This is a genomic window from Pseudomonas azerbaijanorientalis, assembly GCF_019139795.1.
Classification (GTDB): Bacteria; Pseudomonadota; Gammaproteobacteria; order Pseudomonadales; family Pseudomonadaceae; genus Aquipseudomonas; species Aquipseudomonas laurylsulfatiphila.
Map to the genome: position 1 here is coordinate 3,243,024 of NZ_CP077078.1, position 21,031 is coordinate 3,264,054.

Sequence of the window (21,031 nt, forward strand, 5' to 3'; positions counted from 1 at the left end):
GGCGATGGCAAATTGCCCTACACTGGGTTTTGTTGCAGTGGTGCCCACCTAGGAAGCATGCAAATGTAGCTAGAAAAGTTGTCTTTCGGGCACATTCGAAAGGGGAGACGCAGTGCTTAGGTTGAATCCGAAAGCCTACTACGCCATTTTTGGGGAGGGAACCTTGCCCAGCATCATTTTTGAGTCGCAAATATGCGAATCGGACGTGACCCCCTGGGAGTTGTTTTCAATACTCAGCGACCTTCAAATCGGCATTTCATCGGTCGCCCGCCACCTATCTCTTTTGGCTTCGACGTTGGTTGCCAAGGCACGGTTCTCCCTCTGTGCCTTGGAAACGTTAAAGTGATGTTTACTAAGCGGCGCAGCTCCTTGGCAGGGTTCATTATCCTCGCTGTCGGATTGGTTGGCTTTTCAGCCCTGTTACTGCTGAAGTCCGAGGCTCAACGTACAGAAAAGCGTTTCTCGGAGTACGTGCAGAATATTTCCGGCATTGTGCGCATTCAGCTTGATACCAATGAGGCTGTGTTGGCCGGTTTCTCGGCATTTCTGCAGGCTGTCGATCAAAGCGATACGGATGCGGCGGCCCGTTATGCAGCGGCCGTTTTATCCGCTTACCCTCATATTTACATGCTTGAGGCGGCGAGGGCGGTACCCATTGGTGAACAGGCTGCGTTCGAAGAGCTATTGCGTCGTACTTGGCGGCCAGACTTTGAACTCAAGGACTTTCCCAGCCTCACTCATCAACCTGCACAACATCAGGTGTATCTCAACGAGACTTGGCCTGTATTGTTCATGTACCCAAACCCGCCACCGATCTGTTGCTGCTGCACATTGAGCTGAAGTGGATCACTCCGACGATCTGGCGTCGGTTCGCGGTGCCTGAAAACATTACCTTGGGCAAACTGCACCATGTCATCCAGGTCGTGATGGGTTGGGGTGATAGCCATCTGCATGAGTTTGAAATTGCCGGTGAGAATTACGGCATGCCCGACCCTGAAGGTTGGGGCCCGACGGTAAACCCGGAAGCCCGTAAAACGCTGATCAAGGCACTTAGCGGAAAGCGGACATTCAATTATCTCTATGACTTTGGTGACAGTTGGCATCACCGTATCAAGGTCGAAAAAACACTCCCCGCTATTGCCTGTCCTCAGGTTCCGTATTGCATAGACGGCGCCAATGCGTGTCCCCCGGAAGACGTGGGTGGCGGGCCTGGTTACGAGGACTTTCTAGAGGCGATGGCCAACCCCGATCATCCAGAGCATGACGCGATGGTTGAATGGCATGGAGATGTTTTTGATCCAGCGGCATTTGAGTGCGAGCGCGTGAACCAGTGGTTTAAACGGATTAAAGTTTGAGCCGCAAGGCGGTGTAGCTCGGACGCTTACGTATGAACGAGCGTGGCTACCATACTTGATCAGCAAAGCGGCAGCTCTGATGAATTGCCCATGGCTAAAGACCAGGATGTTCTGAGCATCGTGATCCGCAAGCTTGGCCAGCATCGTATCTGCGCGCTCGAGCAGATGATCGAACGACTCAGCGCCAGGCCCACCAGTAAACTCCGTGGCACCATTTTTCCAATAGCTTTCCGCATGTGGTTTACGGTCGGTCTGTGTAGTGCCGGCGAAGCGGTTTGGGCTCAAATACGTGAATTCTTCGACCGGCCACACTTCGAATGACACGTCAGGGAAGCGCCCTGTGGTTGGTAGTGCGGTTGCGATAGCGCGCTCAAAGGGGGATGAGATGATCAGGTCGGGCGTGCACGTTATGGACTCAGCAAGTTCACGAGCTTGCTGAAGGCCGTTTTCAGTCAGTGGTATTGAGTCCGGTGCTGCCGTGGCTAGACCGGCGTTAGCGGCGCTCTCCGCGTGCCGGATCAACCTTACGATTTTCATTGAGGCCTCGGTTTTGATTTGCACGAGAATCTCTGGAAGCGGAACTATCCCCCAGAGCGAGATCTGTGGCATATAGCCGCTATGAGAAATGTGCCGGTTAATTCGGTCTTTGAATGCTCTTAGCGTATTCCTATGCCAAACGATGGCATGGATGTCTAGTCGACAGGATTATCGATGCCTAACGGAATCGTCACACGCGTCAAGCAGCAATGGACTGCACTCATCACGGCTTGCAGGGAAGGGCGTCGTGTATTCGACTCACTGCTTAGCCCTTCAACGCCTCCTGGGTCATTTGAACCACTCACGCCAGTCTTGCTTGCGGACGATCAATTCGAACTGTATGAGCGTGAGCTGAAAGGGGCGCTCAATAACGATGAGATTTTGAACATTGCCCTAACGGGCGGCTACGGAGCGGGCAAGAGTAGCGTCATCAAAACTTTTTTTGATCGACACCCGGAATTTCAAGCTGCATACGTATCGCTTGCCACCTTTAGCAAGGACGCGCCGGTTTCCGACAATGAGCGAACTTCTGATGCCACAACCAAGAGAGCACGCTCCATTGACGGCTCTGCAGAAAACTCTCTGCCAGGAGATTTGATTGTCCGAATCGAGGAGACCATTGTTCAGCAACTCCTCTACGCAGTGCCGGCGGAGCAGCTGCCTAAGACGAGATTGAAACGCATCGTACAGGCGTCTAGTCGGCGAATTCTCATGCGCACCGTGTCCTGCGCTGTGTTCATCATCGGTTGCCTTCGTCTGTATATCCCCACGGTGAAAGAGCTGCCGGCTTTTGATCCAGATTGGATCTTCCAAGGCTTCATGCTGATCCCAGGTTGGCTCGCAGTCTTTGGCGTAGGCATTGGCTGTTTGTATGCGTTGTACGCCAGCCTGAAATTCCTATCGATGTTTAGCATCGACGGTCTGACGCTCAAAGGTGGCAAGCTCGAAACTATGCATCATGGCTCTGTTCTGCATAAGAACGTGGACGAGATTATCTACTGCTTCGAGCGCAGTGATATTCGCGTAGTCGTGATTGAAGATCTGGATCGCTTCGGAGCCCAGGAAGTGTTTTTCAGGCTCCGGGAGATCAATTTTACAATCCGTCGCTCGCCTCAGATCAAGCGACCTGTTCATTTCATCTACGCCATCCGCGATGAACTCTTCACCGTCACTGACAAGACCAAATTCTTCGACTTGATCATCCCTGTGATCCCCGTCGTTAACTCGGAAAACTCTCGAGAAAAGCTGTACCAGCTAATGGGCACTCGTACAGTGAATGGCAAGCCACTGGGAGCAAGCCTCGACCGTATCCTGGTGGAAACGGCCTGCTACTACATTGATGAGATGCGGCTCATCAAAAATATCGTCAACGAATACGACATATTTGCGAACCTGCTCTCCCATGGTGGTCTGGATCTAGACCAAAACAAGCTGTTCGCGATTGTGGTGATTAGAAATCTGCATCCTGAAGAGTTCGCGCTATTGAGCAGGCGCCGAGGTCAGGTGCACTCCCTACTGACTGGATTGTCGGAGTGGTTGGAAAACGAAAGCCAGGCGCTAGCTGTTCGACTGGAGTGCCTACGCGAAGAAAAATCCCAGCGCCTTTTGCTAAAAGAGGAGCAAATGGTCGATGTGAGAATCCGCGTCTGGTACGAAACGCTGAAGGCGAGCGGGGTCGAAGGAGCTAACTATATTCAGAGTGAGAGTGGTCAAAGGTTTAGCCTGAACGATTTCCTACAGGATGAGACTTTCGAGCAACTCTGCCACGCGGGACAGTGGCGGAGTGTTTTGTTTTCCCAGTTTACAAATCACATCCCACAAGGGCATCTCGTCAGGCCAGAAGATGCCCTTGCGCGAGCATCCTTCGAGAAACGGGCAAATCATATCCAGACCCCAATTAAGGCGGTAGAAGATGCGATAGGAGCTACCGAAAGGGACATCACCAAGCTTAAAACGGCCTCTTTTCGCGAAGCAGCACGTGGAAATTACGGCATCGTGATTGCGCAGCAGCTCACCAGCATGGAAGTTATCGTGTACTTACTGCGTAGCGGCTACCTCGACACCGATTACACGGACTACCTCGGTTTCTTCTACGAAGGCTCTCTGACCCACGACGATCAAAATTTGCTTCTCGCGCTTCGGCGTCGTGCCGTGTTGGACGTTGCCACGCCAATTAGAAATCCTGAGCGAGTGATTGGGAAACTCGAACACGGTTCGCTAGATGGCGGTGGCGGCATTATTGCAGCGCTGATTGCTGAGCTCTCCATGTCTGCGAGCCTCAGTGATCTCGGTGATGTTCGAACTCAAAAGCTAGAGATTGTTTTGCGGAGTGCGCAGCAGCATCTGGACAGGTTTGCTGATGCGGCTCGCATCATCCTTGCTGGAGAAGCTCGATCAGACTTCATCCGATCAATGTTTGCGATTGAGCCACGCCTGTTTACCCAGTTGCTTGAAACAGACCAATTCAGTGGCTCAGACATCCGGCTGGACTTTATTTTCGGCCTTTTGGACACCCTGAATCAAAAGCAGATTGAAGGAATGGAAGGTCAGGGTCTACTCCTAAACATCATTGAAGAACTGCCAGATGCGACGACGTTCATCTCAGGTATGGAAACCAAAGCGAATGGCTGGCCGTGGCTTCTTCACGAGCTGGTAAGATTCAGAAGTCTCGAACCTGGCACCGATGAGCAGACGCTCAGGCGCCTGGTGGAGTGGAATTGCCTGGAGCTAAACCTATCCATGATGTTGCTGCTCTGCCGCAAATTGGACGGGGAGGAGGGTAATGTTTCCTGTCGCGGCCTGCTGGCTTTGAATCTCGGCGGGTTGGACGCCATGATCGAGCACGCGCCCAGAGAGTTCGTTCTAGCCTTGATGGAGCAGACAGGAATTATTGAGGAAGACTCCAATTCGCTGAAGTATGTCCTGTCCCTGATCAACGACGATCCCGACCTACAAGACCAGCTGTTCCAGCGAACTGATTGTGCGATAGAAGATCTGAGCTGCTTCCCGGACAACATCTGGATTAAAGCGCTTCAGTTGGATCGCGTAAAGTCAGTCCCAGAAGCTGCATGGGCGTTCTTCAATCACATGCTCATTCGACCAACAGAGCTTCCTAGCAACACACCTACCTCCGATGAAATGAACTATCTCGAAGACGTCTTCGCCCATTTTATTACGCGAAACGCCATTGCTGCTCAACAGCTTTGGGATGAAGAGCGGCCAGAGAACGAAGACCTGAAGACCCGTCTCATCGTGTCAGATCTCTTCGATGACGATACCCTTGAAGATGTGTTTGCCAGCACTACGGTAGGGGCTACTGCAATAGAGGGTGCGAGAATCTCACCTGATCGTTGGGTGTTTTTGGCCACCGCTTCCTTTGTTCCTTTCGATGCCGCAACTCATACGATCTTTGCCAATCAAGGGGCGGATATTGAAATTAGCTACCTACGTAATCGGTGGGAGACAGCACGGGAAGAGCTGGAGCTTTTGAAGCTAGCCCCGCACATCGTTGTCTCACTGAGTGAAGCCCCAAACATCCCAGTCGGCGATGTCGTTAGGATGTGGGAAGGGCTGGTCGAGCGCGAAATGGCAAGCGATGCAGAAACTCTCAAGCATTTGAGTAGCGTGTGCGCCCGGGCCAATACTGAAGGTGTCGTTCTCTCACGCAACTGCCTCTCTATAATCGTTAGCACAGCGAACGATGCGAATAACTCTGAGCAGGAACGAAAGGAGCTTCTGCTTCAGGCGCTGAAGTTGAATTTAGACTGGGCAACTACCTCACCAATCCTGGTCGCGTTGGCCGGTGGATACGGAGACCTAGCAGCCAAGAAACGCTCGGTGCGCCTGCCCACTTCTAGTCTGGATGCTAGCGTGGTGGATGCGCTACAGCTCAGAGGTTTTGTGGGCAAATTCAACAATGGCAAGGACTACATTGAGGCGTTCAGTAAGCCGTCAGGAATGATTTGAGAAGCGACTGTAAGGGGCAGGAAGAGGGGCGCATCGGTCTGATACAGAGTAGGGATCTACCCTTTTCCTGACTCCTCATTTGTCCTTGGCGCTACCTTGCTGTTTGCCATTCCAAGCTTCAGTGAGCTCGTCTATTCGATCAGCGACTTGAGGCTTTTTCGATAGGACAAGGCAGCGCGTGTTGCCGACAAATTCTTCTATCAGGTACACAGCGTCGCCGACATCAAGCTCCAGCTCCTGTAGTGCTTCATCTGGAATCCGTATTGCGCCGTCGCCGTCCCATTCTTCGATGATGATTTTCATCGGTGGTTTTCTCACGTGTGGTCTCCGTTGCATTGAACCGGCAAGCTGCTCCTGCCTGTAGATTCTCTGTGGTACGTTTTACAGATCCGGATAATCATCAAGCCTAAGGCTAGGATTAGCCCCGTCCTCCGGCTCGCGCTTAGGCGTATGTATCACTCCAGCTTCAGCATCTGCGCGCATCTGTTCAAGCTCTTTGTGAAATGCTTTGTCCTGAACGGTGGGTTTGCTGGTGTACGGTTTTCGTTCTGGAACAGGCTTGGCTGCATAAGTCGTTACCGCGTCTGGGTCGTGCTGAAGTTTTTCTTGAACTTGAGATTCCAGCATCGCACGTAGCGCGTCTTTGTCCGGACGGTTAAGCAATTTGGTACTCCTAGTTGGCAGTCAGGAACTGAGTGTTCGATTGGCTCATTGGCTGGAAGGTGAGCGACGGCTCGTCGATATAATTTGTTGAATTGCAATAATTGGTTTGCAGCCAAACAAGCATGGTGAGCCTACCAAGCCTTAGCAGCAACCGCCTGTGGTGAATGACGTTATCAAGTGTGAAAATGGCAAATACAGGACGCATGTCTCAGCCTCCCGTTGGGAGACGGCCTCGGTTTCGCGAGGCCGGCATTCAACAAGAAGCAACTACTTGCAGTTGCCTGCCTTTCGATATCCTGCCGCCTGGGCCTCAGATTCTGACGTGAAGGAGACCTGATTTTTTTCAGACACCTGACCATAGCCAGGGCATCCCAAGGCGAGGTGATACACCTGGCTTTTCCTATTGCCTATGATCGTGCCTACACCGGCCGCACTTGCTAGAGTGGTTTGGGCTGCTACTCGCGTAGGCCTATCAGGAACGGCACTAACTACCCCATCACCAACCGCCTTGTATCCTTGCGACCATCGACGCTCGCCAGTTACGAATGGATTGGAGTGCCCCATGATTGCCGCAATGCGACCATCTCGCTCTTTTTCCCACGCCGAAACCGGGAATTGCTTGTCCCAAGCCATCAGTAGCTGTTGCTGCTGACGAGACATGCTCAGGTTGTATCGGTCGAACATGTAAAAGGTTGTCCTGGCGACCAGCCCCTTAACCTCGTCACGCGGTTCCGCAGCGCGTTGATCGAAATCAACCCGTGTCTTGCATTGCCCATACTGAGGCGCTATCCCGGTGGCCATGCCGTAGTTGAAATTACTACGGTCGCCGTTCACCTCCCCAACGGATGGGTAGAGGTTGAACAAGTCTGCCTCCATTGCTCGAAACACGGGATCATCATCCACGCAGTGCTCGCGCCCCCCGTTCTTCCAGCACTGGCGTTGGTTACCGAATGTCCAGGCAGGGACAATGTGTTCCCACTCAGTCCGTTCAGCACGGTTCTGCTGTTTCCTGGTTTGATAGCCGCAAGATTCAGCATCGATCCGGCCACCCGATTTACCAACCCATGTCCATTTGCAACCGCAATACAATTCACCAAAGGCACTGTTAGCCTGGTCAAGGTAGATTTTCTGCTTTGCTATGACCTTGGCTTCGGAAAAGGTCGATGGAGGGCTCGAGAAGGCGGGGGAAATTACTGAGAGGGCGAGCGCTACTACGGTAAACAGCTTTTTCATTGGAAAACATTAGCAGTTTTGGGGCGTGCATTATACGCATGGGCTCCACGTCTATTTATGGAAACCCGTCTAGTGCTCATACCTCAAACGCTTGCGGTTGAAGGTCAGCACCCAAGGCTTGGCATACGCAGTGTTGGGCTATTCAGGGCTACTTTGGCCAACTCATTCAAACTCTCTTCATTTGCCCTTCGCTCTACGCTTCGGTGCGATGGAGGACAGATGAGTATTAAACGATGAGTGACACTGATAGCCACTTGCTTCTAGGGGGCGATAAAGTCATCATTTTGCCACCATTTTTGGTCATTTGATTTCAGCCACGCTTTACTGACAAAGCCCTCCTTGAACCGGACTCATCTAGTCTGCGAAGTGGGATGAGCCGGCACCCTCGGTATGCTCGCGGAATGTCAGGAACCCCTTAAAAACAAAAGTTATGGATATTTTGATGTCGTTCCTGAAGAGCATCATTGCGGGTATCAAGGCACTATTCTCCAGCCAGGAATCTGAACACAGTGAACCACTGCTGCCGAAAATTGATCCTGAAAAGCTTAAAAAAGAGCTCAAGATTTTAGAGATCGCTCAAGCCCATGGGGCCGCAGGTATTCCTGCCTCCAACGACACTCAGTTGACAGATGTGGAACACCAGATTAGAGGTACCCTCGGAAAGAAACGTGAAGCCACGGTCAAGTATGGCCAGCAGGTTATCCGACAAATTCAGCATCGGATGGACTCGATCGACATCACCCGTGAAATAAATCGCACCATTCAGCAGGGTGAAGAGTTTGAGCGTACTGCTGACCAGATTCTCTCGGCACAGGATGGGCGCCGAAAAGAGGCTGAACGCGAAGCGAAGTCGAAGAAAGCGCTGCTCGACGCGTTTCGCACTGATAACAGACTCCCAGATACCCCAGCCGAAAGGATCAATTCAGACGGAAAACTGTTCAAGATAGCCATGTTGGCTGCATGTTGTGTGGCGGAAGGATTCGTCAACGCCAATTTTTTCGCCTCTGGTATGGCCGGAGGTCTCGTCGATGGTTTCTTTTTGGCCTTCACGTTGTCATTGCTCAACATCCTCGTGTGCTTTTGGGCAGGGCGTATTTACACCAACAAGAACCACGTCAAAGTCAGTCGCACGGTGCTCGGTTACTTTTCAGGGGTAGTCGGATTGTGCTTCACCTTCGTGCTTGGCGTCGTTGTAGCCTATTGCCGGTACTCCCTGCCTTTACTGGAAGAGGGAACGCAGAGCCCAATCGTGCTCATCACACAAAGCTTCAAGGCCCACATTATCCCGTTTCAGGATTTTGAATCTTGCGCCCTGTTTGCGGTGACGATCATCTGTGGCGTATTCGCGATAATCGAAGGTTACATCTTTACCGATCGTTACCCAGGCTATGCCAAAGTCTATTCCGCTTACGCTGAGTCGCACCGAAGGTACGTGGGGCTCGTCGCAAGCCTCCGAAAAAGCCTCGACGATCAAAAAAATCGAACTCTGCAGCTCATAGATGAAAACGTTAAAAAAGCTGAAGGGGATATCAAGGTCTTCAAATACAACATGGGGCAGAAGTCGATCATCAAAAAGAAGGTGACTGAGTCCTTGGTGATGGCGGACGAGACGTTGAAGGCGCTGACTCAGTATTACCGATATGAGAACCGGTTAAAGCGGCCTCAGGGCTCTCCTAGACCGGACTATTTCGATCAGCCTATCGAGTTCCCCGATGTCGAAATGCCGGACTTCGCCATCGATCATGACGAGGCTCGACTGCTGGTGCAGGAAAGGCTGTTGAGCGACATGATTGAAAACCTCGAGCCCATTCGCGCGCGCGTCCAGTCATCTTTCACCTCAAAATTTGATCAGCTGCAACCTCTGCAGAGTTCGATGTAAGGAAACACCATGTCACTGTACGAAGAAGAGCGCAGTACCGGGAAGCGCCTGGGGGCCTTTCTCCTGTTCACCCTGGCTGTAATTGCGGCGGGTTGGTTCGGCTACGCCGCCTATACCAAAGAAACCATTGATAAGATCACGCTGTGCCCGAGCAAAGGGGCTCGTGGGCAGTATGTTGTGCTAATTGACAACACCTCTCCGTTCCCGTTTACGCAAAAAGCCGCATTGGCGCAACGCCTTAAAAACATGGTCTTGAACGAGATACCGGAAGGTTACCTCCTGTCTGTCTTCCTACTGGGCGAGGACTACAAGCTCAACGAAAGTCCTATTTTCGAGAAATGCAATCCTGGTCAGTGGGGTGAGGATAAGAAGTACACATCCTCGAAAAAATTCGTCACGCATGATTTCAATGAGAAATTTGCCAAGCCGCTCGATGCGGTCGTGCACAAGATCTCACTGGAGGAGCGGAGTAAGAACTCGCCAGTCTTCGAAATCCTTCAGTTAGCGGGCATTCACGGATTCCAGCACGGCAACGTCCAAGGCGACAAAAAGTTGATTGTCTATTCCGACATGATGGCCAACATGCCCCAATTCAGCATGTACAAAGGTGCGTTGCCGGCCTATGCCGAATTCCGAAAAACACCCTATGGCCACCTTTCCGTCGCTCCTGGCCTTGAAGGCGCAAGTGTAACGATCAACCTGTTGGCAGCCGACCAGAAAACAGTTCCCTACCCTAAGCTTACCCAGTTCTGGGCCGAGTATTTTGAAGCCAATGGAGCTTCGCTCGAAGCTATCGAACCTATGGAGGGGCTCTAAGTGGATCTGCAGTCGCTATTCAAGAAGGTTAAGACTTACTTCATAATCGCGGTAGCTCTGAAGATCGTGCTTGCGGCGGCGAGCCTGAAAGCGGCCGATCCTTTCTTGCTTGGTTTTGTGCTGCCATTACTGGTAATGCTTACTTACTGGGCTATCGGTTTTCGCGTCCGAGACAAATGGAATACACAGCTTACCCTCGCCAAGTTTGCGGACTCGGTGTACTACCTAGGCTTTTTGTTCACTGTTGCCAGCATCATCATCTGCCTGCTCGACATTAACTCTATTGGCGACAGTCTTAATGGTATGGCCATACGGTTCGGGGCCGCGATGGTGAGTACCGCAATTGGCATGCTGGCCAGGGTGCTGCACACTGGCTTCAGGGTAGACACCAATGATGCAGTCAAGAGTGTCGAGGAACGTGCGATTCAGTCTGCCGAAAACCTTGCTATGTCTTTTGATGCCGCCAGCCAACAGCTTGAGGTTTTCCGAGATCAAGTCATGGCTGCTTCCAAGGAGGCGGTGCAAAGCGTACATGAGCAGATAACTGCCATCTCAAAGCACAGTACCAATGCGATGGATGCTTTTTTTGCCAACGCAACTACTCAAAGCAATCTAGCTTTCGAGCGCATCCTTAAGGAAGCCAGCGACGCAAGCGCGGACTTACTCACTACCATCAATGGGCTTTCTGATAAGAGTAAGCAAACGCTCGATCTTATGGAAAATCATGCCCTCGACTTCGGCAAAAAAGCGCAGGAGCGGCTAGAGCAGACCTTGTTCCCGGATGACCTTTTTGCACAAAAACTCAAGCCGGCAATTGAAACGCTATCTGGTACCACAGACAGCCTCAATGAAGGCGTCTCGACACTGGCTACCGATGTTAAGACAGCGGCTCGCATGGTGGGTACCGCGATTCGTGGCTTAAACACCAAAACTGAGTCAATAGGGGAAGCCGTTGCTGCGGTGGGCTCCATAGTGGAGAGCCAAGAGCAACTTGTAGGCGCGATGAAGTCGCAGACCAAAGACGCGATGGAAGGCGTGGAACGTACTCAGAAAGAGTTCCTAGAGTCTCTAGATGATCAGCGGGAAGACTTCATGGAAGACATGAAAGCTAACCACCAGATAATCGCCAAGATCGTCGAGAAACTAGAAGAGCTGAGTACGATCGTGAGAGACGACAGCTCTAATGACCGTATCACTCATGAGGTGGGCCGTGCGCTGAATGCCATCAACGATGCAGGTATTAAAAATAATGAGGCCCTTGCTGAAAGTATCCGTTCGACGCTGACGCCTCTAGTCGAAGCGGTCGTGGCCAACAATGACACGCACAAATCTCTCGTGGCACGTGTGGATCAGAGCGACCGAACCGTCGAGGTTGCCCACTCGCAGCTAGACGAGCTGATAGACAAGATCGAACACATCAACAATCTCAATGTGCTTCCATCTGCCGTTAACGAAGCCATCGTACCGCCAAAAACCGAACCTTTACCCGATGCGGCGCCAGCACTCGATGAAGTAGCTGATGTGAGAACTGCCTGATGAGTTCCAAAAATGATCAGGTGTTTCAGCTATCGCTTACGGAAATCTGGATCATCTTATGCTTCATTCTGCTGCTCCTGATGGGTTACAAGGTTTGGGAGCTCACGCATAAAAATAAGGAGATGGCGGATAGGATTGCTACTTTCCAAAATTTCGATGAGCGTGAGCAAGCTATCAAGTCTGCGAGTGATGAACTCAAAACCCGCATGGCTTCCCTTGGTGTGAAAAATCCGGACGAAATCATTTCGAAGCTCGTCGACGCCTCTAAAGCGAAAGAGGAAACCGGACGGCTCAAGGTGCTTCTGACTCAGAAAGATGAACAACTCACGGCGCTAGCCGCTATCGATAAGGCTCTGCAGGAGGCGGGTAGTAAAAATAAGGGCGAGGACGCTAAGCGACTGATCTTAGAAACGATGATGTCCTATGACCAGCTCAAAAAGCTGGTGGTCGATCCCGACGAGGCAAAGGATGCTCAGCCAACGGACGTTATCAAGCGAATTGGCGCTCTCCAAGCAACCGAGCAGTTGCTAAAGACCGCGTTAGGGCAAGAGGGTATTCCCACATCTGAGCAGATTTCGGAGATCGTCAAGAATGCTGAAGCCTATGCACAAGCCGAGAAGCAAGGTACTAATCCGGCAACACTGCAAAAAACCAACAGTGATTTGAAAGGACAGGTTCAGTTTCTGCAGAACAGGCTCAACAAGGGCAAAGGCGGTGATCTACCACCGTGCTGGGCAAATGAGGCAGGCAAGGCAGAGATGTTCCTCACGGTATATCTGAAGGAAGACTCAGTGAGTTTTGAGCCAGCCTGGCCCCCGACCCGTAAGACTGATGCCGAAGCGCTTCCAAATTTCTCTGCACTGATGACAAATACCACTCGGACATACGAGGACTTTCTTCAGGCAGCACGCCCCATTTCCGATCTGGCCAATCAACGAGAGTGTAAATTTTATGTGCGTTTGTCGAGTCAAATTCAGGGGGCGGTGATGTCCGATCGACGTCGTTTAATGATAGAAAATCTGTTCTACAAGGTTGAAGTCAGACGTTAGGAGCGGGCGTAGAATGCGCCAGGTACCGTGCTCTATGATGCCAGCTTAACGGAGGTTTCTGGAATAGTACCGGATCTTCAGGGCGGCCTTCTGGTATATGCCGCAGAAGTTAGGCTTCGGCTTGGTGAAGCCAAGTCGCACTGGGAAAACATGCGGGAGGTGGAGCGATGGCAACCTTTTGCAGCCTACACCGAATCGGGAATCACCCTGACGCGTACCGGCACCCGGTACTGACCAGATGACAGGGCTGGGCAGTATGCAGTGACCTGTTCGAATTCGACAGTGAAACCCTTGCCGCACTACCACTACTTCAAGAGTAATTGAATCGAACTTGAACCCAGTCGACCTAGTTCTCGCAGTTTCGCAGTGAGCCCCTGGCCCAGGGCTATTGAATGCCTATGGGCACGATGCACTGCGGTGGCTGACGTAGCATGCGAGTTAGGCCGGCTAGCTGCTGCCGTTACTACAACTAGTGCTCGCGGTTCCTATCGAGCCAGATGATCACGTCGAGTTCAGCGAGATTCTTGGCTGGATAGTCCTCGGTGCTCTGCAGCGCAACGCGCAACAGCCGAGCGGACTGGAGGTACCTGTTGCCTTCGGTTCCACCACTAGGCGCAACACCGGTCTCACTCAACCAGTCGGAGATCGGGCGGTCGATGAGATGGTAACTAGCAGGAAAGAATTGGCACAGCATCTCTGAAAAGAGAGCGCCTCTGGTCGAAACCCCAACGACATCAAGTCGATCTATCTCTCTGGTCACGACCTCGTCACGACTGATGTTCTCAGCATCCAAGACGCGTATGAGACTTCTCGCAAACTCTCTAAAGTCGCTACCTTTGCCCCGACGCTCCCAGCCAGAACCCTGAAAACGGTTGCCTCTGCCGATAGACCAGAGCGCATTCAGACCATCGTAAAATGCCTCATTGCGCTGAGCGCTCCAACGAGGAGTCGCAGCGGCCGTCCTGAACAGACTCTCTAGTGCGATCTTTGTCTGCTGAAACTGACGCATCTGTTCTCGTCGCTCCCGCAAAATCTTTTTCAGCCCTGGCAGCTCACTGGGGGAGGGTAGTTGCAGGTCAAGCACCTGCTCTTTAGATGCGCGTTTGTTCGATCTGGGAGGTGCTTTAGGCTGGGTTGCCTCGCGATACAACGTCAACCAATTTTGATCCAGGGTCACGCAACACTTCGATAGCCGCAAGACCCAATCGGCGGCTGATGCGAATGCCTCGTGTGAAATTTTCGAGTACCCGTTGGCTTCATGGTTTGTCGAGAACGCTGCTTTGGAGAGGTTGGACGAACCCACCAAGGCATAGCAATCACCGTCCAGCTCACGCCAGTACAGTGCCTTGGGATGAAAGCCGTCGATAAGCTCCGCTGCTAAGAATTGAGCCTTTCGATGGCGCGGAATCCACTTGAGAACCTTCTCACATGCAGACTTTCGAGTGATCCCGAAATCCTTGCCGACAATGAACATGAATGACTGGCATTGGTCTCCTAGCTCCTCCTCAATGTCCCAGTGGGTGAGATAGGCGCTAACCATATACAACTCGACCGACTTGCGAAGTGCACGTTTGTAGATGTCTCGAAGGGTAGTGCCCGAGTTTTGAGGCAGCAGTATGAGTTCCATAGCCAGTCCTAAGCGCGAGAGCGGTAACACAGAAAGTAATAAAAAATGCCGATGGTTTGGTGCGGTCTATACAGTCGCAGTGTGCGGGCTCTCCACGGCCAGCTCCGCAACCTCTTGCTGCTGCTGACCAACGACGACCTGGAGCATGCTCAAAAATGCTTTCGCGTAGAAATTGGTTTCGGTGTTAAACGCTTGGCCCATGGATGGCTTGTTCACCCCGAATTTTTCGCCTTGGTCAGTGAGGCACTTGAACGATTTAAGTTCACCACCTCCAGTGGTACTCGGGTACTGGAAGCTTTCGTCTCCATACTTTCAAGGCCTATCAATTTACTTAGCCAAAGTCAGATTCTGCGCGAAACCGATTGCGGTAGAGATATCCAGTGATATTGAAGCAAACGACTTCATCAATAACGCCTCCGGCAATGCCCAATCCCATTTTTCCCGCAGCATATTCTCTACATCCGCGAGAATCGAATCGAGATTGTTTGCGTCCAGGTCACCTACATCCTTGAGTGCAGCCAGTGTCCGATGGATGTTGGCGTCAACCTCAATCGCCAAGCCCGCGTTGTCACACGAAAGGCCTACATGATTGAGTAACAGGCGCAGTGCATCGTTGGCGTAATCACCCAGCCAGCTGATTAGATAGCATTTACCGCCGGACTCAATGACGTAGCGTTCACCAAGGCCTAATGCGTTAAACGTCTTGCGAGCTTCGTCAAGCAACGCTTGGGCATCGCGATCAATGAATGGGCAGGGGACAGGATCTGCCAAGACGGCTCGCATTTCTTGGCGCACGTTGTCATGCACCATCGCACCCAGACCATCGAACTGAGGAGGGGCACCACCTCGTGCGGCGGAAACAATGATGACTTTGGCTTGGAGATCAACATCACGAACCTGCCACCTCCGGCCTCCGAAGATAATGCGTTGATCTTTGGTCAGCGGCCGGCTTACGGGTACTGAACCAAGCGCTTTCCCGTCGCACACCAGTCGGAATTCCTCATCACTGGTGAATGCGCTGTAGAACTCATAGTGGTTGATCAGGCGCTCTCCAACTGTCCCTGGAAGCAACAATCCGGAACTTTCCTGAACGATGAGTTCATGCTCCCCTAGCGACTTGAGCAGCTTGATGAAGTCTGACCTCTCGACGTTTTGGAATGCTCCTTCAGCGATAAGGCTTTTCCAAAGATCAGCAGCGGAAGCGCCACCGCACTGAGCAATTATGGAGAGGCATTGCTGAACGAGAGTGGAGGCATGAATACCCTGAGCCCGGGGAGGTTCAAACCACCCTCCAATTAAAAGACGAACCATGGCAATGGTCTGAACCAATCCCTGGCGCAGCTGATCTGAAATGCTCGATCCATCTTTGAGTGGAGACTCCTTGCAGTAAACGCGCAAGATCGCGTTTTCCCCCGGGCGTCTGCCCGAACGGCCCAGTCTCTGGCGCAAGCTCGCCACCGATGGTGGAGCGCCAATTTGCACCACTGTCTTGATGCTGCCGATGTCTATTCCAAGCTCAAGCGTCGTGGTGCATATGGCCGATGCCGCCTGATTACCTGCCTTGAGGGCATGCTCAGCTTGCTCCCGCAGTTCTTTCGAAAGGCTGCCGTGATGAGGCCAGAACTCATTGGGCAAACCATCATTCTCACAGCGCCTACGCAATTGGTCTGCATACCATTCAACCTGCTGCCGACTGTTTGGGAAAATCAGATTATTGCTGCCGCGCAATACCTTGTAGAGATGATCAGCGATAGCGAAGTCTGGGCTTGCTTTGTTTTCCGTTTCGTCTTCATCGCCTTCCTCATTAGAAGGCTGGACGGGAGCCTTTCTGAGCTCATTCATGGGCGGCTGGATGTAGCCGCGAATTTGCACCTGGAGTGTCTGGTTTGAGTTTTTGGACTCAATGACAGTCACCCCGTCGACGCCTCCTGAGCGCAGAAACTCTGACGCCAACGTCATATCGCCGAGTGTGGCCGAAAGCCCAACCCTGGGGAGTCGACGCCCGGCAACGAGCTCTACACGGTGCATCAGGGACTGAAGCTGTTTGCCTCGCTCACTTCCAATGAACGCATGCAGTTCGTCCACGACGATATAGCGCAGATTCTGGAACACCCCGGCAAGACTCGAGCCTCGATTGACGAACAGCGCCTCAAGCGATTCTGGAGTGATCAGTAGCACCCCTTCAGGCGACTTCAGGAAGCGATGTTTTTTGCTCGATGAAATGTCTCCATGCCAAGCCACTACAGGAATTTCAAGCTGCTCACAGAGTCGGCCTAACCTGTCCCATTGATCATTGATCAAGGCCTTGAGCGGGCTGATGTACAGCACCGAACCGGGCGGGTCATTGATGTTGAGTAAATTGGTGAGTATGGGAAGGAAGGCGGCCTCGGTTTTCCCCGCCGCGGTTGCTGCGGCGATAATGACATCCTGATCGGCATCGATCAGCACAGGCACAGCCCTTTCTTGGGCGTCGCGCAAGGACGTCCAGCCTTCAGCCCAAATCCATCGCTGGATTCGGGATTCTAGCTGGTCGAAGCCCGATGATTCAGAGTGTGAAGGTGGCAAGTTCATCGTCCGCGTCGACTTTTGTATCCTCGTCACCGCCCAAGTCCTTCGCCACCTCGACAGCCCCAAGCAGGGTGCGCCAATCTGCTCCAGGGTTTTGCTCCAGAATAGCCAGCAGGTTGATGAAGGCTGTGATCGTCGTGCGCGGCGTACGGAAGTAAGCTTCACCCAGGCGCTGGTTGCAGTGCGCCATGAATAATGGAAGCGCTTCGTCAGGCAGTAAGTACTTTTCAGCATCGCCGCCGGCATAGACGTGACGGAGCTTCTGAAGCAACACGTAGAAGTCTTCTGGTGTGAGGCTGGTGAGGCGTATGACCGGCCCCGAAAGATCCACCAGTCCTGATTTGGCAAACGAGTTTTCGGCCAGTCGCGATTGCAGGGCAGGGTAGCTAAACAGCCCTCGGCGAGTGTCCATCAAAAACTCGGGGGTGCCACCCAGGACAAATCCAAGCCCCTCAGCGGATCCCTGCAGTGAGTCATTAAGGATGCGCAGGATCTGTTCATAGTTGGCATTGCGTGCCTGTGTGTTGGCCAATTTGTAGAGGTTGACCAGTTCGTCAAGGCAGATCATCAGACCGCCGAAACCTGCGAGCCTGACGAATCTCGATAGCAGCTTGAGCTGATCGTAGACGGAGGCATCATCAATGATGGTTCGTACACCCAGGGCCGCTCGGGCATCAGTCTTGGTGGTGAACTCGCCACGCAACCAACGAATCGCATCAGCCTTAAGTTGCTCGTTGCCTTCCTCGAAACCTCGGCAATACGCAGCGATCACTTCGGCGAAATCATAGCCGTTGACCATCTCGGTCAACTCAGCCAAGTGTGCTCGGATGACAGTTTCACTGTCTGTTCCTGCCGCCTTGGCTTCGGTTTTGGCCTGCGAGATAAACTTCTCAACAATACCTTGCATGGCCCCACCGTCAGGCTTCGTGCGTGTAGACATGTTCTTGGCCAGCTCGGAGTAAAGCGAGCGTGCCTGGCCGCCGGTGGCATGCAGCCTGCGATCTGGGTTTAAGTCAGCGTGCATGGTTACGAGTTTTCGCTCCATGGCAATGGCTCGAACCAAGTTCAGAAAGAACGTCTTGCCTGCACCGTATTCGCCAATCACTACTCGAAATGCCGATCCGCTTTCGACGAGGCGATTGACGTCTTTGATCAGTGCATCGAGCTCGCCCACCCGGCCGACCTGAATCAAGTGTTGACCGACGCGAGGAACAACGCCAGCACGCAATGATTGGATGACCGCGTCGCGATCCTTGGCTCTGATAGTGCTCATAGGGCTAACTCTTCCAGAATGTCTGTATTGATCTCGATGGGATCATCACCTTCGGTGACGGGCATGTCGAAACGTTCAAAAGCCATGTCGTTGATTTGCTCCAGAGCACCATCGAGCATCAGTTCCATGTCGCTGGCGGCGGCTTCAAGTTCGGATCGGCTCCATTCGGCACGCGAGATTAACAAGCGCAGGAACGCAGAATGCTCCAGATCGAGGCCGGCAACGTCAGCGCTCGTTTCTGTCGCCGATTCCACAGCCTCAAATGACTCTTCCGGTTCATCAACCTGGTCGTCAGTGAATACCTGGGCGAGGAGGGCCGAGACTTCTGCCGTTTCACGTTGCAACTCAGCAATTCGCTCGTGATCGAGCACGAAGCCCTGCTTCGCACTGGCAGCTGACACTATTCCGGGCTCGGATAGAGAGGAGCTTGTTGCAGGTTTCGCAGGGGTAATATTCGTTCCGGATGCAGCCAAGTGAAGATCGCTGTACAGCAACTGACTATCCAGTTGCAGCGCCTTGTAAACTCGCTCAAGAAGCTTCACTTCCGATGGACTGACGATGCCATCGGCTTGCGCCAGGTGAGCCAGGAAGCTGGCAATCGTGCGCTTGGCTTCGACAGTTAATGGGTCGAGCTTTTTCTTCAGGCTTGCAAGCGTTGGTGGTTGCTGGATCTGGATTTGCAGGTGCGCCTTGAGACGTTTGCGATGGGCAACACTCAAGTGACTCCAGGAGTCGATGTGCTGAGCAAGTAATGTGACCTCTTCATTGGAGGTGTCGCCATCCGCAGATGCGACTGCACTGGCCAGATCAAGTGTGACTGAGGCCGCGTTGTAGGCTGCTGAGGCCCGCAATGTTCCGTCTTCGGGGTGGGTTACGAACAACGCGATACGATCTTCAGCTTTCGGAGTCCTACTGCCAGCGAGCACATCGGGCTCCATGCCGATATGAAGCGATTCCAGTGCACGGGCAAGGGCGAGAACCTTGTCACGAGACAGTGCACCAGCGCTCTTGAATCGACCCGCGAGTTCGCCAAAGCTCATGACAATCAGATCGTCACCGATTTTGGTTTGAAGCTCATCCAGCTCCGTACGGGCTACGGTTGGCCAAAGGGTGACCGGAAGTTGTAACAGACCCTCAAGGGCTTCTGCGCTCTCAGGGTTTCGGCCTAGATAACGGCTAAAGGGTTCAAGCTCACTAGTGCAAAGCTCCACCAGCAATTGCAGGATTTTACGTGTTCCCGAAGTGGCCATGACATCAGGAATATCACCCAGGCTAAGCGAGGGGGCCATTAGCACAGCAGAGGCTGCGCGATAGCTGGTTTTAAGCTTGGTCTTGTTCTGCGCCAGGATGAGACCGGCAGGGTGGGAGCTTTCGTATTTCAGCTTGAACAGCCTTGAAAAGACTTCTTTACAGCGTGTCACCGGGGTGCGCTTGCTGATGTTGGGGTCGGCGAGTGCCCATGCCAATGCCCAATCGGCGCCGAGTGGTCGCTTGTTGGACGCGTGTTGCCCCAAACCTATGCGCAGCGGCAGTGGCATTTCGTAGCTGTAAGCAGCAACCTTAGGAGGCGGGCCAAGGTAAAGATTTGGATCAACCGTGGTGTTACTCAGGTAATCCAGAAAGCCTTCTGCATATCCCCTGAATGACCTGTTGTCCCCATAGATACTCAGCAGTCGTTGGACTTCTTTGACGATCAGAGGAATCTCAGCCTTCAACTGCGGATCGCTTACAGCATCAACGAGAGCCCGGCGCTCAAGGCCATAGAAAAACAAAAAGACATAGCCGGTGTCTGCCAGCGGATCACTACGTCCGCCCTCTAGCCACTGCAGGTATCCGCGCCGAGCCTCTGGCGAGATGGAGTGAAAACTCGGCCAATAGGACATCAACCGCTCTTCGATGTCGACGTACGACTTGGCTATCCGCAGTTTGGGATTGATCAGTGACGGCTCTTGCGAATCGTATCGACCCAACGCACTTCCTACATAGAGCATTCCGCCGGGAAGTGAAAAACCAGACACAGTGACCGATTCGCCCGCCGGCACCCAGCGAGTATCGGATTTTTGTTTGCTTGCATCTGGAATCTTAAAGGAAGGGGAAGGGGGGGAGCCGAGTTGGACGGTATAAAATTCGGAAGTTTCTTCAGACATATTGCTCAACGACACCTCATGCATGGAGAAGGTTACGTCTTTGCTTCGCGCCTCCCGCAGGTGCGTTGTCACTGAAGCAGACTTTTGCAGCTGTTCAAGCTGTCGTTTAGTGCGAGTGGCTAAAAACCACATAATGGCGCCGATGCACGCGACGATGCCAACAGCGATCCAGGCGTTCTTCGGGATCGAAGCGAGTGCACCAAAAGCCAGTGCAATAATAATCAGGATGCCGGTGCCGCTGGAGTTTTTTGCCTTCTTCCTTGCCATGAGTCATTTCAACCTTGAAAGATGGGGGCTGGCGCAATGGCAGTATCCGACAATTAAATGGCTTGAGCCATGGGGCTCGCAGAGCTATTGATCGGAAAAATGCCTTCTAGATGGA

General features: G+C 52.6%; 13 protein-coding genes and 2 pseudogenes. 7 read left to right on the forward strand and 8 right to left on the reverse strand.

The genetic code is table 11. The features are described 5' to 3' along the window. Positions 1-345: 345 nt before the first annotated feature. Positions 346-801: pseudogene (locus KSS91_RS14405) on the forward strand (sensor domain-containing diguanylate cyclase); the annotation flags it as partial. After that, a complete protein-coding gene (locus tag KSS91_RS14410) occupies positions 777-1,355 on the forward strand; it encodes a plasmid pRiA4b ORF-3 family protein (RefSeq protein ID WP_217835142.1) in 579 nt (192 codons plus the stop codon). The pseudogene KSS91_RS14405 and the gene KSS91_RS14410, both read left to right, overlap by 25 nt. A gap of 120 nt (positions 1,356-1,475) precedes the next feature. Here KSS91_RS14410 and KSS91_RS14415 read toward each other — a convergent pair. Beyond that, positions 1,476-1,964, reverse strand: a pseudogene (locus KSS91_RS14415) (histidine phosphatase family protein); the annotation flags it as partial. Between the two features lie 102 nt (positions 1,965-2,066). Between KSS91_RS14415 and KSS91_RS14420 the strand changes: the two are divergent. Next, positions 2,067-5,858 (forward strand): YobI family P-loop NTPase, encoded by a 3,792-nt coding sequence (locus KSS91_RS14420; RefSeq protein ID WP_217835143.1) that lies wholly within the window; start codon positions 2,067-2,069, stop codon positions 5,856-5,858. A gap of 75 nt (positions 5,859-5,933) precedes the next feature. On the opposite strand, the gene KSS91_RS14425 is transcribed toward KSS91_RS14420, so the two are convergent. From KSS91_RS14425 to KSS91_RS14435, 3 genes are all read right to left on the reverse strand, one after another. Then, complete coding sequence (locus KSS91_RS14425; protein ID WP_217835144.1) at positions 5,934-6,176, reverse strand: AbrB/MazE/SpoVT family DNA-binding domain-containing protein; 243 nt, start codon at positions 6,174-6,176, stop codon at positions 5,934-5,936. Between the two features lie 63 nt (positions 6,177-6,239). Further along, on the reverse strand, positions 6,240-6,521 hold the full coding sequence (locus KSS91_RS14430) for a hypothetical protein (protein WP_217835145.1): 282 nt from the start codon (positions 6,519-6,521) through the stop codon (positions 6,240-6,242). Between the two features lie 267 nt (positions 6,522-6,788). Continuing rightward, the gene (locus tag KSS91_RS14435) at positions 6,789-7,754 is read right to left on the reverse strand and encodes an endonuclease (RefSeq protein ID WP_154860022.1); all 966 of its coding nucleotides are present in this window, start codon (positions 7,752-7,754) and stop codon (positions 6,789-6,791) included. Between the two features lie 442 nt (positions 7,755-8,196). Here KSS91_RS14435 and KSS91_RS14440 point away from each other — a divergent pair, with 442 nt between their 5' ends. The 4 genes from KSS91_RS14440 to KSS91_RS14455 are packed head-to-tail and all read left to right on the forward strand — an operon-like array spanning position 8,197 to position 13,034. After that, positions 8,197-9,633, forward strand: coding sequence for a hypothetical protein (locus KSS91_RS14440; RefSeq protein WP_217835146.1), 1,437 nt, complete (start codon positions 8,197-8,199; stop codon positions 9,631-9,633). Positions 9,634-9,642: 9 nt separating this feature from the next. Beyond that, on the forward strand, positions 9,643-10,449 hold the full coding sequence (locus tag KSS91_RS14445; RefSeq protein ID WP_154860024.1) for a hypothetical protein: 807 nt from the start codon (positions 9,643-9,645) through the stop codon (positions 10,447-10,449). Then, complete coding sequence (locus KSS91_RS14450) at positions 10,450-11,985, forward strand: hypothetical protein (protein WP_217835147.1); 1,536 nt, start codon at positions 10,450-10,452, stop codon at positions 11,983-11,985. It begins immediately after the preceding gene. Then, on the forward strand, positions 11,985-13,034 hold the full coding sequence (locus KSS91_RS14455) for a hypothetical protein (RefSeq protein ID WP_154860026.1): 1,050 nt from the start codon (positions 11,985-11,987) through the stop codon (positions 13,032-13,034). Before KSS91_RS14450 ends, KSS91_RS14455 begins: the two co-directional genes overlap by 1 nt. A 469-nt stretch (positions 13,035-13,503) precedes the next feature. Here the strand turns inward: KSS91_RS14455 and KSS91_RS14460 are convergent, their stop codons facing one another. The 4 genes from KSS91_RS14460 to KSS91_RS14475 all read right to left on the reverse strand — a co-directional run bounded on the left by KSS91_RS14460 (position 13,504) and on the right by KSS91_RS14475 (position 20,916). Then, on the reverse strand, positions 13,504-14,661 hold the full coding sequence (locus KSS91_RS14460; RefSeq protein WP_217835148.1) for a phospholipase D family protein: 1,158 nt from the start codon (positions 14,659-14,661) through the stop codon (positions 13,504-13,506). Positions 14,662-14,988: 327 nt separating this feature from the next. Then, positions 14,989-17,232 (reverse strand): DEAD/DEAH box helicase, encoded by a 2,244-nt coding sequence (locus KSS91_RS14465; RefSeq protein ID WP_217835149.1) that lies wholly within the window; start codon positions 17,230-17,232, stop codon positions 14,989-14,991. Beyond that, positions 17,207-18,502, reverse strand: a complete 1,296-nt coding sequence (locus tag KSS91_RS14470; protein WP_110746292.1) for an ATP-binding protein — start codon at positions 18,500-18,502, stop codon at positions 17,207-17,209. Before KSS91_RS14470 ends, KSS91_RS14465 begins: the two co-directional genes overlap by 26 nt. Next, the gene (locus KSS91_RS14475; RefSeq protein WP_154860029.1) at positions 18,499-20,916 is read right to left on the reverse strand and encodes a tellurite resistance TerB family protein; all 2,418 of its coding nucleotides are present in this window, start codon (positions 20,914-20,916) and stop codon (positions 18,499-18,501) included. The genes KSS91_RS14470 and KSS91_RS14475 overlap by 4 nt, the downstream gene beginning before the upstream one ends. Positions 20,917-21,031: the final 115 nt, after the last annotated feature.

What these genes read in the sequence shown, in the direction of transcription:
- KSS91_RS14465 (WP_217835149.1), bottom strand. Translation starts at nt 17,232, where the DNA reads ATGAACTTGCCACCTTCACACTCTGAATCATCGGGCTTCGACCAGCTA.
- KSS91_RS14475 (WP_154860029.1), bottom strand. Translation starts at nt 20,916, where the DNA reads ATGGCAAGGAAGAAGGCAAAAAACTCCAGCGGCACCGGCATCCTGATT.
- KSS91_RS14420 (WP_217835143.1), top strand. Translation starts at nt 2,067, where the DNA reads ATGCCTAACGGAATCGTCACACGCGTCAAGCAGCAATGGACTGCACTC.
- KSS91_RS14460 (WP_217835148.1), bottom strand. Translation starts at nt 14,661, where the DNA reads ATGGAACTCATACTGCTGCCTCAAAACTCGGGCACTACCCTTCGAGAC.
- KSS91_RS14440 (WP_217835146.1), top strand. Translation starts at nt 8,197, where the DNA reads ATGTCGTTCCTGAAGAGCATCATTGCGGGTATCAAGGCACTATTCTCC.
- KSS91_RS14455 (WP_154860026.1), top strand. Translation starts at nt 11,985, where the DNA reads ATGAGTTCCAAAAATGATCAGGTGTTTCAGCTATCGCTTACGGAAATC.
- KSS91_RS14445 (WP_154860024.1), top strand. Translation starts at nt 9,643, where the DNA reads ATGTCACTGTACGAAGAAGAGCGCAGTACCGGGAAGCGCCTGGGGGCC.
- KSS91_RS14470 (WP_110746292.1), bottom strand. Translation starts at nt 18,502, where the DNA reads ATGAGCACTATCAGAGCCAAGGATCGCGACGCGGTCATCCAATCATTG.
- KSS91_RS14435 (WP_154860022.1), bottom strand. Translation starts at nt 7,754, where the DNA reads ATGAAAAAGCTGTTTACCGTAGTAGCGCTCGCCCTCTCAGTAATTTCC.